This window comes from Mycobacterium sp. 360MFTsu5.1 (assembly GCF_000383495.1).
Classification (GTDB): Bacteria; Actinomycetota; Actinomycetes; order Mycobacteriales; family Mycobacteriaceae; genus Mycobacterium; species Mycobacterium mucogenicum_B.
Window position 1 is genome coordinate 15,848 of sequence record NZ_KB911474.1, and the last position, 12,784, is coordinate 28,631.

Consider the following 12,784-nt stretch of genomic DNA (forward strand, 5'->3'; position numbering starts at 1 on the left):
ATCAAAGCTTCAGATACAAGGAGTTGGGGACAATGAAGAAGCTCGGAATCGCCGCACTGGTGGCAAACGGATTGGCAGCAGCGGTGCTGGGACTGGCCGCGCCGGCGTCGGCGGACATCTCCCACCACGACTGGGTCAACGACATTCACCCGCGCGCCGAGGCGCCGCAGGTGGACAACAGCGTGCACCAGAGCCGCTGACCGTCAACAGGATTCGGGGCCCCTCACCGAGGGGCCCCGAATTTTTTTGCCCGGCACCTACAGCAGCGCCGGCACCGCCGCGTCGATCAGGTACGGCCCCGGTGTGGCGTAGCCCACGCGGAGCAGGTCGGCCAACTCCGCCGTTGTCGTCGCCTTCGCGGACGGCACGCCCATGGCCGACGCCAGCGCCGCGAAATCCGTCGTCGGGCCCGAGAGATCAAGCATCGCCGCGGCTTTCGGCCCACTGGCCTCGGCCCCGACGCGCTGCAGCTCCATGCGCAGGATCGCGTAGGCGGCATTGTTGAGGATCACCGTCACCACGTCGAGCTGCTCGTGCGCCATGGTCCACAACGCCGAAATCGTGTACATCGCACTGCCATCGGACTGCAGACACAGCACCGGACGGTCCGGGCGGGCCACCGCGGCACCGACCGCACTCGGCAATCCGAACCCGATGGCGCCGCCGGTCAACGTCAACAGGTCGTGCCGCGGCGCGCTCATCGTCGCCTGCGGCAGCAGGAACCCGCTGGTGTTGGACTCGTCCACGATGATCGCGTCGTCGGGCAGCGTCGCGGCCACCACCTCGACCCAGTTCTGCGTCGTCAGAGCCGAGTCTGTCGGCAGCTCCGGCACTTTCAGCTCGGTCAGCACCGGCTCGGTACCCGGCGCCACCGCATCGGCCAGTTCTTCCAGACGCGCGACGATGTCGCTGCCCACGGTGTGTATCTGGCAGCCGCCCGGCACCAGGTCACTCGCCTTGCCGGGGTAGGCGAAGAACGACACCGGGGACCGGGCGCCGGCCAGCACAAGGTGCTCGGCGCCGGTGAGCTGGAACTGAGCGGCTTCGGCGAGATACGCCAGGCGTTCGAAGTTGGGCCGGCCGGCGCCGCGTTCGAGCCGGGCCGGGAAGGTCTCGATCAATACCTTGGTTCCGGTGGCCTCGGCGATCCGGCTCGCGGCACGAAGGCCGCGCTCCCGGCAGGCCGCGCTGCCCAGCAGCAGGACGGTGCCGGCGCCGAAGACTTCGGGACCGGCGTCGAGCAGCTCGTGTTCGTCAGGGTCGACGCCGGCGCGGTAGTCGAACGACGCCGCGCTCGTGGTCGGCTCCCCCGCCGCCGGCTCGGCGCCCTCGGTCCACGACACATCCGCCGGCAGGATCAGCGTGGCCACCTGTCCCTGCTGCGCGGCCTCGATCGCGGCCACCGCGTCGTTGGCGATGTCGGCCAATTTCTCGCACCGGCGCACCCATCCCGACACCGTGCCCGCCATCGCGTCGATGTCGGATTCCAGTGGTGCGTCGTACTTCTTGTGGCCGAGCGCATGGTCGCCGACGACGTTGACCATCGGCGAATAGGCCCGGCGGGCGTTGTGCAGGTTGGCGATGCCGTTGCCGAGTCCGGGGCCCAGATGCAGCAGGGTGGCCGCCGGCTTCTCGGCCATGCGGGCATAACCGTCGGCGGCACCGGTGACCACACCCTCGAAAAGGCAGAGCACACCACGCATCTCGGGCACGGAGTCCAGTGCCGCGACGAAGTGCATCTCGCTGGTTCCGGGATTACCGAAGCAGACGTCGACGCCGGCGTCGACCAGTGTGCGGATCAGTGCCTGTGCGCCGTTCATCGTTCTCCTAGGGTTCTTCACCAGCCTGCCGACGACGGTACTACCGGTCCGCGATCAGACCTTCCTGCACCATTGTCGCGACCCTGGTTCCGTCTGCGCCGACCAGACTCCCGGTGATCACACCGCGGCCCCGGCCCGCGGCCGGCGAACGCGATTCCAGCAGATTCCAGTGATCGGCCCGGATCGGGTGGTGAAACCAGATCGAGAAATCGGTGGTGCCGCTGCGGTGGGTGCGTGCCTGCATGGAGTGTCCGTGCACCTGCAGCGCCGGGTCGATCCCGTAGAGGTCGGTGATGTAGCAGGCAATCATCATGTGCGGCAACTGTTCCGGTGGCATCGCCACCGTGGCCCGCCACCACATGCGCCGGACGAACTCGCCCGACGACCGGTCGTCGACGATCCGGATGTCGATCTCGTCCAGCGGCACCGCGGGCGCCGGCCCCGGCGGCCCGGTCAACGGCAGCAGCTCGGGATCCTCTGGCAGTGACCGTGTTTCATCGTGTTCGGGGCCGGCCAGGTCCATCGAGAAGGACACGGTCGCGACGGTCAGCAGCCGCCCGGCCTGGCAGGCCTCGACCCGCCGCGCCGCCGCGGTCCGTCCGTCGTACACCCGGACCACCGTGTAGTCCGTGGTCGCGCCGGCCTCTCCCCCACGCAGGTACTGCAGGTGCATGGCCGTCGGGCGCATCTCCGGGCTCACCGTCTGACATGCGGCGGACAGACTCTGCGCCATCAGCAGGCCGCCGAAGGCCCGCTTGCCGTTGGGTCCCCCGGCCGCCCCAAGCCAGGACTCGGGCCCGGCACCGGGCGACACCACCAACAAGTCGGGCAGCACGGTCATGCCACGGTCCCCGCTTCCGTCAGCCCGGCGACATCGGCTGCGGTGAGCCCGAGCCGCTCGGTCAGCACGGCGGTGGTGTCGTCGCCGAGCGCCGGCGCCGGCCGCGCGGGCGGATACTCACCGTCGATCCGCAGCGGCAGGCCCGGTGCCAGGTGGCGGCCGATGCGCGGCTGGTCGAGTTCGGTGAACAGCGGGTTGTCGGTCACCTTGGGACTCGCGGCCACCTCGCTGAAGTCGCGGTAGCGCTCCCACAGGATCGACGTCGCACCCAACGCCGCCGTGATCTGCTCGGCGGTGTGCGCACAGAACCAGACGGTGAACAGACCGGTGAGCGCGTCGCGGTGCAGATACCGCTGCCCCTCATCGGTGAAGTCCGCACCGAGCGATTCCGACAGCGCGGCAACGGCTTTCGTCGTACCGGTGACCTCGACCAGATCCCGGAAATGGCGTCCGGTCAGCGCGACGATCATGAACGCGGCGCCGTCGGCACTGACGAACTGCTGCCCGTACTGGCCGAAGATCGAGTTGCCGATGCGTTCACGGCCGACCCCGTTGACCATCACCTCGGTCAGGAAGCTGAGATTCCCGGCGGTGGCCAGGGCCACGTTCTCCAGTGGGATGCTGACCTGATGGCCCTCGCCGCTGCTGTCGCGGTGGCGGAGCGCCGCCGTCACCGCCAGCGCCAGGTACAGGCCGCACGACACGTCCCAGGCCGCCAGCACGTGGTTCACCGGAGTCTGCAACTCGGACGGACCGGTGACCAGCGGAAAGCCCAGCCCGGCGTTGACGGTGTAGTCCACGGCCGTACCACCGTCGGCCCGGCCGGACACCTCGGCGTGGATCAGGTCGGACCGCAGCGCGGAGAGGTTCTCGTACGAATGCCATTGCCGGCCCGCCACATTGGTGATGAAGACCCCGGCGTCGACGATCAGCCGGGTCACCAGGTCCTGACCTTCCGGTGAGCGCATGTCCACCGCGACGGATCGCTTGCCCTTGTTCAGGCCCGCCCAGTAGATGCTCTCGCCGTCATCGGTCACCGGCCAGCGGTGGTAGTCGGCGGCGCCGCCGATGGGATCGATCCGGATGACCTCGGCACCGAGCTGCGCCAGCGTCATCCCCGCCAGGGGCACTGCGACGAAACTGGAGATTTCGACGATGCGCACGCCCGCCAGTGGACGCGCAGACTCCGGCACGGTCATCTGGACACCATAAAGGCCGCTCGCAGCACAACGGGGCGCCCCCGGGCGCGACGCGTCCCGCCGGACGGGAGGTGGTGGCGACCGCGTGACATCCGCACCGTAATTTGGAACGTATGAGTGAGCTGAAGGAAGTCCAGACCGAGCGCGGAACGCTGCGTTATTACGACGAGGGCAGCGGCCCTGTAGTGCTGTTTCTGCACGGTTCGGGCCCGGGCGTGACGGGCTGGCGGAACTTCCGCGGCGTCCTGCCGACGTTCGCGGCACACTTCCGCTGCCTGATCCTCGAGTTCCCCGGCTTCGGCGTCAGCGACGACTTCGGTGGCCACCCGATGATCGACGCCCAGTCCGCGGTCGTGCCCTTCCTCGACGCGCTCGGGGTCGAGAAGGTGGACATCGTCGGTAACTCGATGGGCGGCGGCGTCGGCATCAACTTCGCCATCAACAACCCCGACCGCATCGGCAAGCTGGTCACCATCGGCGGTATCGGCACCAACATCTTCAGCCCCGGCCCGAGCGAGGGCATCCGGCTGCTGCAGGAGTTCACCGAGGACCCGACCCGGCAGCGGCTGATCGACTGGCTCAACTCGATGGTGTACGACGAGAAGATCGTCACCGAAGAGCTGATCGAAGAGCGCTTGAAGCTGGCCTCCGATCCCGAGACGCTCGAGTCGGCCCGCCGGATGTACGGCAAGGCCGCCTTCAAGATGATGATGAAGTTCATGCGGTCGGCCGATGCGCCGCCGCAGCCCTGGGCTCAGATGCACAAGGTGAAGGCGCCGACGCTGTTGACGTGGGGCCGCGACGACCGCGTCAGCCCGCTGGACATGGCGCTCATCCCGATGCGCACCATCTCCAACGCCGAGCTGCACGTGTTCCCGAACTGCGGGCACTGGGCGATGATCGAGGCCAAGGAGGCATTCGAGAGCACGGTGCTGGGCTTCCTGCAGCGCTGATCGTCTGCACGGGCGGCCGCGTACCGCACACCGATCCCATGGTGTGCGGTACGCGGCCGCCCGTTGTCATCTGGTCGCCGGAATATATTGTCCGGCTTATCAATTGACCGGAATGGAACATCGACCGTCGACGCCTGACCATCGGGTCACGTTGCGCGCCAAGACGATTGCCGAGCTACGGCGCGCGGAGACAACCGTCACACTCCGAAGTTCGTACCAATCCGCCGATTTCAAGCGAGGCGCACCCGCGCGCATTCTAGGATCAGCCCCATGAATCGCTTGTCCGGTGCCGACGCCACCTTCTGGTTCGCGGAGACCAACAGCTGGCATATGCATGTCGCCGCGTCGTCGATCTACGACCCCACCGACGCACCGGATTTCAGCTTCGAGTCCGTGAAGGCGCTCATCGCGGCGCGTTTGCCGGAGATGCCGCAACTGCGGTGGCGGGTGACCGGCGCGCCGCTCGGCCTCGACCGGCCGTGGTTCGTCGAAGACGAGGAACTCGATCTCGACTTCCACGTCCGCCACATCGCGGTCCCCGCACCCGGCGGCCGCCGCGAACTCGACCAGTTGGTGGGACGGCTGATGTCCTACAAGCTGGACCGGTCCCGGCCGCTGTGGGAACTCTGGTTCATCGAGGGCGTCGAGGGCGGCCGCGTCGCCGTGCTGATGAAGATGCACCACGCCATCATCGACGGCGTCTCGGGAGCCGGGCTCGGGGAGATTCTCCTCGATTTCACGCCCACCCCGCGACCGCCGGCGGCCGAGCCGAGCGGATCACTGGTCGGCGTCAAAGCGCCCGGCATCGAATTGCAGGCCCTGGGCGGTCTGATCAACATCGGCATCAAGACGCCCTACCGCGTCGTGCGTTTCCTGGAACAGACCGTGCGCCAGCAGATTGCGGCACTCAGCGTCGCCAACAAGCCACCCGGCTACTTCGACGCACCGCCCACCCGGTTCAATGGCCCGATCTCACCGCACCGGCGGGTCAGCAATTCCGGCGTGTCCCTGGAGCGTGTGAAAGCGGTGAAGGAAGCATTCGGCGTGAAGGTGAACGACGTCGTGCTGGCGCTCGTCTCGAGTGCCATGCGCACATATCTGGAGGACCGGGGCGAGCTGCCCGACAAGTCGCTCATCGCGCAGGTCCCGGTGTCGACCCGCACCGAGAGTTCCAGCGATCAGGTCGGCAACCAGGTGAGCGCGATGTCGGTGTCGCTGGCATCCGACATCGTCGACCCCGCCGAACGCATCAAGGCCACTTACGCCAGCTCCCAGAGCGCCAAGGAAATGGCGAAAGCCCTTACCGCACACCAGATCATGGGGCTGACCGACACCACCCCACCCGGCCTGGTGGCCCTGGCCGCCCGGGCGTACACGGCGAGCAAGCTCGGCGGCACCCTCAAGCCGATGAACCTCGTCGTGTCCAACGTGCCCGGGCCGCCCGTGCCGCTGTACATGGACGGCGCCGTCCTCGAACAGATGATGCCGATGGGTCCCCTGGTGATGGACGTCGGACTCAACGTCACCTGCTTCAGCTACCGCGACCGCATCGATTTCGGCTTCGTCACGACGCCCGAGATGGCGAACGACATCGACGCCATGGCCGACGCCATCGAGCCGGCACTGGTAGAACTCGAGATCGCGGCCGGGCTCGTCGAACCATGACCGCGCACAGTCATAAGCGAGGCTGGGCACTTCGCGGGTGGGCATCCGAGTCAGCGGGCGACGTCGACGAATTCATCCGCCGACGGTCCTGAAGTCCTATTCCGAACGCCGGTCGATCATTTCGATCAGCGCCTCGATCGCGCGATCCACGCGACGTCGGTCACCCGTCAGCAGAAGATCGACCTGAAGACCACGCACCTGCGCCAGCACCAGGGTCGCAAGGGTGTCCGCCTCTTTGGGCGAACAGCCGGTCCGCACCAGCTGTGCCGCAATGATATTGAGCCAATCATGGATGCTCGCCTGCGCCAGGTCAGCAACGCGGCCACCCTCTCGGGTTGCCCGACCCACCACCTCGAAGAGAAGAACGAACTGCCGCTGCTCAGCCGGGTCGCAAAGCCGTTTCCACGTCGTGCGCAACAGCCGCGACGCCGTCTGGTCAGGATGCATCTGGTCATCACCGGACAGCTGATCGACGAAGTCCGCCCTGATCTTTGCGATGACCTGTAGCAGTAGGTCTTCCTTTGACACGAAGTGCCGCAGCAACGTGGCATGCGTGATCCCCAGGGCGCGTGCCATATCACGCAGCGACAGGTCACTGATTCCGTTATCGAGCACGTACTCGGTGGCGGCGGCCAGTAGTTCAGGCCGCCGATGCTGGTAACGGAGCGTACGTCCGTCCACTCGACCTTCGCTCGCCTGCATTCCGGGCCCCACTTTCAGATAGGCGTACCAACTGGTTGTACTAACCAGTTGGTACGCCTATATTAGGCGCACCGCCGCAAAATGAGAGGTTGACATGGCCGACCACACTCCGTCCTCGTTCGTTGAACTGGGCTTGTTCACCGGAATTCCACAACACGAGAACTTTTCCCGGATCCCCGAACTGCTTCCCACCAGCAAGATGTCCCCCTCCTCGACCCCACACGACTGGCCCGTCGGCGATCCCCTCGAATTGCCGAAGTCGTACGCGCTCAACGGAGAATGCAAGTCGACAGAGGACTTCCTGGCCCAAACGGACACCGCCGCACTCTTGGTTCTGCGCGACGGCGCCATCTCCCACGAGTGGTACGGGCTGACCGGCGGTCCGAACGTTCCGTGGATTTCGATGTCTGTGGCCAAGAGCGTCATCTCGGCACTTGTCGGCATAGCGGTCGAGGACGGGCACATTGCGGGTATCGATCGGCCCATCAGCGACTACATTCGCGTCGCCCCGGGCTCTGCGTATGACGGCGTCTCGATCAAGGATGTGCTCCAGATGTCTTCGGGTGCGCGGTGGAACGAGGACTATAACGACGCGGGGTCCGACATCTTCCGGTTGGCGGCCGCGATGGGCGAAGGTGGAACGCTCGAGGAGTTCGTCGCAACCATGGTCCGCGACATCGAACCGGGGCACGTCTGCCGCTACAACTCCGGCGATACGCAGGCTCTCGGAGCGCTGCTCGTCGGTGCGACGGGCCGTTCCATCACCGACTATATGCAGGAGAAGCTCGTCGAGCCCTTGGGCATCAGCTCACCCGCGTACTGGTTGGTCGACTCGACCGGCATGGAGGTTGCATTCGGCGGCCTCGTCATGACTGCGCGCGACTACGCGAAATTCGGTGAGCTGTATCGCAATGGCGGCCGCTGGCGGGGTCAGCAATTGGTTCCTCAGTCATGGGTGGACGCGTCGCTGGCGGCTGATGCCGAACATCTTCTACCGGGGCGTCCGATCATCGGCAGCCATCCGCTCGACCTGGGTTACGGCTACCAATGGTGGCTGCCCGCCGTGGATTCGGGAGAGTTCAGCGCCATCGGCGTGTACAACCAGTTCATCTACGTCGACCCAGGCAAGAAGACGGTGATCGTGAAACTGTCGGCGAACCGCAGGTACGGCACCAGCGACGACGAAATCACCAACCGCGAACTCGAGACGGTCGCCTTCCTCCGCACGCTGGTCGGTGAACCAGCCCGCTGAGCCGCACCGCGCGCCGGACCAGGAGTGGCCGATCATCGTTGCATCGCAGCAGAGTTCGTTTTCTGCACGTCCGAGGCGGGTCAGGCCTTCTGCGTCAGCCCCGCGTCGACGACCAGTTGAGTGCCGGTGATGTAGCGGGCCTCGTCGGACGCCAGGAACACCACCGCGTTGCTGATGTCCTCGGGCTCCACCCACGGCACCGGCAACAGGTTGCGTGCGGCAAGCACTTCCGCGACGTCGTCGGCGGTCGGGTTCTCCAGATCGGGCCGGATGCGCTTGAAGGTCTCCGGGTTCAGCACCATCGGGGTGCCGACCGCGCCGGGGTGCACGGTGTTGACCCGAATCCGCTTGGGCCCCAGCTCGTTCGCCAGAGTGCGGGCCAGACCCACCACCGCATGCTTGGTGGAGGTGTACGCGGCGGTGTTCGCGGAGCCGCGAAGTCCGTTGGTGGAGCTGATGATCACCACGGATCCGCCGGCCGGGCCGAAATGCGGAACGGCGGCCTTCACCGTGTGCCACACCCCGGTGAGGTTCACGCCGATGACGCGTTGCCAGTCCTCGGTGGTGACCTCCCACGACGGCGCCGACGCCGAATGGATGCCGGCGTTGGCGACCACGACGTCCAGCCGGCCGAACTCCCAGGCCCCTTCGTCGACCGCGGCTTGCACCTCGTCGAACGACGACACGTCGGCCACAGCGGTGAAACAACGCTGACCGCGCTGCTTCACGGCATCGGCAAGATCGGCCAAATCGGCTGCCGCACTGGCGACGTCGAGAGCGATGATGTCGGCGCCCTCGTCGGCGAACCGCTCACAGTGGGTCCGGCCGGTGCCGCGGGCGGCACCGGTGACGAGGGCGACCTTGTTCAGCAGCCCTGACATCAGCCGGCCTTGGTCAGTTCGAATCCCTTGTACCCGGCGGCCGCAACCTCGGCGCAGATGTCGTTGTAGGCGGCGAAGCCACCGATGAACAACATGAAAACCCGTGGCTTACCGGGCACATTCGCGCCCATGTACCAGGAGTTCGCCTTCGGGAACAGCGTCTGGTCGGCGCGGCGCACCAGTTCGGCGCCCCAGGCGTCGACCGCGTCCGTGGTCGCCTCGATGGCCGCATACCCGTTCTTGCCGACGTACTCGATCGCGTCGGCGATCCAGTTCACGTGCGCCTCGGCGTGCAGCACCATGTTGGCCAGCACGGCCGGCGCGCCGGGTCCGTTCACCAGGAACATGTTCGGGAAGCCGTCGACGCCCAGGCCCAGGTAGCTACGCGGTCCGTCCACCCAGTTCTGCTTGAGCTTCTCACCACCGCGGCCGGTGATGTCGATGCGTCCCAGAGCGCCGGTGAGCGCGTCGAATCCGGTGGCGAAGATGATGGCGTCCAGGTCGAACCGGGCCTCAGTGGTGGTGATGCCGGTGGCGTCGATCTGCTCGATCGGCGTCTTCTTCACGCTGACCAGCTTCACGTGTGGCTGGTTGAACGTCTGGAAGTAGTTGGTATCGGTGCAGATCCGCTTGGCGCCGATCGGGTGGTCGTTCGGGATCAGCAGGTCGGCGACCTCGGGATCGTCGATGACCGCGCGCACCTTCTCGTCGTAGAACTTCTTGGCCTCGGCGTTGGCCACCGGGTCGACCATCTGGTCCAGGAAGGTCTTGCTGAACAGCACGCCGCCCAGCTGCCAACGCTTTTCGAACTCCGCACGGCGCTCTTCGTCCGACAGCTCCATGGTGAGCTTGGGGTGCGCCAGGTGCGGTGAGCCGCCGCCGCTGCGCCACGACAGCTCGCGGCGCTGGTCGTAGCTGGCCTTGACCTCGGCTTCCCGCTCGGCCGTCAGCGGCTCGTTGCCGGCCGGCACGGAGAAGTTCGGAGTGCGTTGGAAGACAACGAGTTCGGCGGCCTGCGCGGCCACAATCGGCGTGGTCTGGATGCCCGACGAACCGGTGCCGATGAGGCCGACGCGCTTGCCGGTGAAGTCGACGCCCTCGTGCGGCCAGTTCGCGGTGTGGTAGGTCTCGCCGGCGAAGGTCTCGACGCCGGGGATGTTCGGCAGCAGCGGATCGGACAGCGCGCCGGTGGCCATGACGCAGAACTGCGCGTCCACCGTCTCACCGGTGTCGGTGGTGACGGTCCAGCGCAGCGTCTCCTCGTCGAGCGTCGCCGACACCACGCGGGTGTTCAGCCGGATGTCGCGGCGCAAGTCGAACCGGTCGGCGACATGGTTGATGTACGTGAGGATTTCGGCCTGGGTGGCGTACTTCTCGGTCCAGGTCCACTCCTGCTGCAGGTCCTTGTCGAACGAGTAGCAGTAGTCGATGCTCTCGACGTCGCACCGGGCGCCGGGGTACCGGTTGTAGAACCACGTGCCACCCACATCTGAGGCCGCCTCGAACACGACGACCGAATGGCCTTCCGACCGCAGCTTGTGCAGTGCGTAAAGACCGGCGAACCCGGCACCGACTACTACGACGTCAACCTGTCCAGCGCTGCTCATAGTGCGAAGTTAGCCGCCCTCGGAATGTCCCAGTACGAGGCGTCCCGGTGAACGGACGACCCGCCGGATCGCGTCCCGACCATCGGACCGGACACCCAAGGCGCAATGGCGCCGACGTTCACGGCACAGTCGGGTCGGACTCCGCCGGGCCGGGACTCGGATCTCCCGGAACGGGCGTGGCGCCCGATGCGACCGTTCCAGAGCCCGGTCCCCACTCGCCGTGCCCGTACGGGCCAGGTCCGAGACAGTCCGGATCCACACCGTGGGGTCCCCAACAGCCGGGCGGCTCGGCGACCATCGACTCGAACCCACCCGGCGCGCCTGAAATCTGGGTCACGGGCACAACCACGGCGCCGGCGATCGCCAGTACGGCGGCAACGGACACGGTCGGTCCGATCACCTGCTTCCAACGGCACGTCCATCCGTACATCGCGCTGCCTCGCCTCTGTCCGGTCGTCAACCTTCGGGCTCGATGATCCGCCGTCTCGGGCCGGGGAGGTAGAGCCCATCGGTCCGGCGACGAGAGCCTTAGGTCCCGTCGTGCGGTGAGCCAGGAATGCGATGCGCCAACCAGATCCACGTCGCTGAAGGATTTTCGCCCGCTGACCGGGAACAGCCTCCCGGTGCGCCGCGGGTGCGGTAAACCATTAATTAGCCCATCACAGGAGTTAGGAAAACGACCATGACCCAGCGGGTTATCGACAAACTCGGTGACATCGCCGACCAGCTTCGCGAACAAGCCTGGGAGGCAGAGAAGTTGGGCCAGCTGCCCGACGAGACCGTGAAGCTGATGAAGGCCGCCGGCAACATCAAGCTGCTGCAGCCCAAGGAATATGACGGCCTGGAGGTGCATCCGCGCGAGTTCGCCGAGACCGTGATGGCGACCGCCGCCCTGGACCCGGCCGCCGGCTGGATCAACGGCGTCGTCGGTGTGCACCCGTACCAGCTCGCCTACGCCGATCCGAAGGTCGCCGCCGAGATCTGGGGATCGGACACCGACACCTGGGTCGCGTCGCCGTATGCCCCGCAAGGCGTGGCCCGGCCCGTCGATGGTGGCTACATCTTCAACGGCCGCTGGCAGTTCAGCTCGGGCACCGACCACTGTGAGTGGATCTTCCTGGGCGCCATGCTCGGTGACGCCGAGGGCAAGCCCCTCATGCCGCCGCAGATGCTGCACATGATCCTGCCCCGCAGCGACTATGAAATCGTCCAGAACTCCTGGAACGTGGTGGGCCTGCGCGGTACCGGTTCCAAGGACGTCATCGTCAAGGACGCCTTCGTCCCCACCTACCGCACCATGGACGCCACCAAGGTGATGGACGGCCGGGCCCAGATCGAGGCCGGCATGACCTCCCCGCTGTACCTGATGCCGTGGTCGACGATGTTCCCGCTCGGCATCTCGTCGGCCGTCATCGGCATCGCCGAGGGCGCCCTGGCCGCCGCGCTCGACTACCAGCGTGAGCGCGTCAACTCCAGTGGTGTGGCCATCAAGGACGACCCGTACGTCATGTACGCCATCGGTGAGGCCGCCGCCGACATCAACGCCGCCCGCCAGGAACTGCTGGCCAACGTCGACCGGATCTACGACATGGTCGCCGCCGGCAAGGAGGTGTCGTTCGAGGACCGCGCCGCCGGCCGGCGCACCCAGATCCGGTCGGTGTGGCGCGCGGTGTCCGCCGTCGACGAGATCTTCGCCCGTTGCGGCGGCAACGCCACCCGCATGGACAAGCCGCTGCAGCGCTACTGGCGCGACGCGCATGTCGGCCAGGCCCACGCCATCCACGTGCCCGGCACCACCTACCACGCATCGGCGCTGAGCAGCCTGGGTGTGGATCCGCAGGGCCCGCTGCGAGGCATGATCTGA

11 protein-coding genes are annotated in these 12,784 nt (G+C 66.7%); 5 read left to right on the forward strand and 6 right to left on the reverse strand.

What is annotated here, in order from left to right:
• Positions 1–32: 32 nt before the first annotated feature.
• Complete coding sequence (locus H289_RS33510) at positions 33–200, forward strand: hypothetical protein (protein WP_020103734.1); 168 nt, start codon at positions 33–35, stop codon at positions 198–200.
• A 57-nt stretch (positions 201–257) separates the two neighbouring features.
• On the opposite strand, the gene H289_RS0125745 is transcribed toward H289_RS33510, so the two are convergent.
• From H289_RS0125745 to H289_RS0125755, 3 genes are read right to left on the reverse strand one after another with little or no spacing between them, the layout of a single operon-like run.
• On the reverse strand, positions 258–1,820 hold the full coding sequence (locus H289_RS0125745) for an acetolactate synthase large subunit (RefSeq protein WP_020103735.1): 1,563 nt from the start codon (positions 1,818–1,820) through the stop codon (positions 258–260).
• Between the two features lie 40 nt (positions 1,821–1,860).
• Positions 1,861–2,661, reverse strand: a complete 801-nt coding sequence (locus H289_RS0125750) for an acyl-CoA thioesterase (protein ID WP_020103736.1) — start codon at positions 2,659–2,661, stop codon at positions 1,861–1,863.
• Positions 2,658–3,860: a CoA transferase gene (locus H289_RS0125755; RefSeq protein WP_020103737.1), complete on the reverse strand. Its 1,203-nt coding sequence runs from the start codon at positions 3,858–3,860 to the stop codon at positions 2,658–2,660. The genes H289_RS0125750 and H289_RS0125755 overlap by 4 nt, the downstream gene beginning before the upstream one ends.
• A 113-nt stretch (positions 3,861–3,973) precedes the next feature.
• Here H289_RS0125755 and H289_RS0125760 point away from each other — a divergent pair, with 113 nt between their 5' ends.
• Both H289_RS0125760 and H289_RS0125765 read left to right on the forward strand, forming a co-directional pair.
• The gene (locus H289_RS0125760; RefSeq protein ID WP_020103738.1) at positions 3,974–4,813 is read left to right on the forward strand and encodes an alpha/beta fold hydrolase; all 840 of its coding nucleotides are present in this window, start codon (positions 3,974–3,976) and stop codon (positions 4,811–4,813) included.
• Between the two features lie 270 nt (positions 4,814–5,083).
• Positions 5,084–6,478, forward strand: coding sequence for a WS/DGAT/MGAT family O-acyltransferase (locus H289_RS0125765; protein WP_020103739.1), 1,395 nt, complete (start codon positions 5,084–5,086; stop codon positions 6,476–6,478).
• A 96-nt stretch (positions 6,479–6,574) separates the two neighbouring features.
• Here H289_RS0125765 and H289_RS0125770 read toward each other — a convergent pair whose 3' ends face one another.
• Positions 6,575–7,180, reverse strand: coding sequence for a TetR/AcrR family transcriptional regulator (locus tag H289_RS0125770; RefSeq protein ID WP_036421529.1), 606 nt, complete (start codon positions 7,178–7,180; stop codon positions 6,575–6,577).
• 94 nt (positions 7,181–7,274) lie between these two features.
• Between H289_RS0125770 and H289_RS0125775 the strand changes: the two genes are divergently transcribed.
• A complete protein-coding gene (locus H289_RS0125775; RefSeq protein ID WP_020103741.1) occupies positions 7,275–8,432 on the forward strand; it encodes a serine hydrolase domain-containing protein in 1,158 nt (385 codons plus the stop codon).
• Positions 8,433–8,512: 80 nt separating this feature from the next.
• Here the strand turns inward: H289_RS0125775 and H289_RS0125780 are convergent, their stop codons facing one another.
• Together H289_RS0125780 and H289_RS0125785 are read right to left on the reverse strand one after the other, a co-directional pair.
• On the reverse strand, positions 8,513–9,313 hold the full coding sequence (locus tag H289_RS0125780; protein WP_020103742.1) for a mycofactocin-coupled SDR family oxidoreductase: 801 nt from the start codon (positions 9,311–9,313) through the stop codon (positions 8,513–8,515).
• Positions 9,313–10,920 (reverse strand): flavin-containing monooxygenase, encoded by a 1,608-nt coding sequence (locus H289_RS0125785; protein WP_020103743.1) that lies wholly within the window; start codon positions 10,918–10,920, stop codon positions 9,313–9,315. The genes H289_RS0125780 and H289_RS0125785 overlap by 1 nt, the downstream gene beginning before the upstream one ends.
• Positions 10,921–11,602: 682 nt before the next feature.
• On the opposite strand from H289_RS0125785, the gene H289_RS0125795 reads away from it, so the two are divergent.
• Positions 11,603–12,784: an acyl-CoA dehydrogenase family protein gene (locus H289_RS0125795; RefSeq protein ID WP_020103745.1), complete on the forward strand. Its 1,182-nt coding sequence runs from the start codon at positions 11,603–11,605 to the stop codon at positions 12,782–12,784.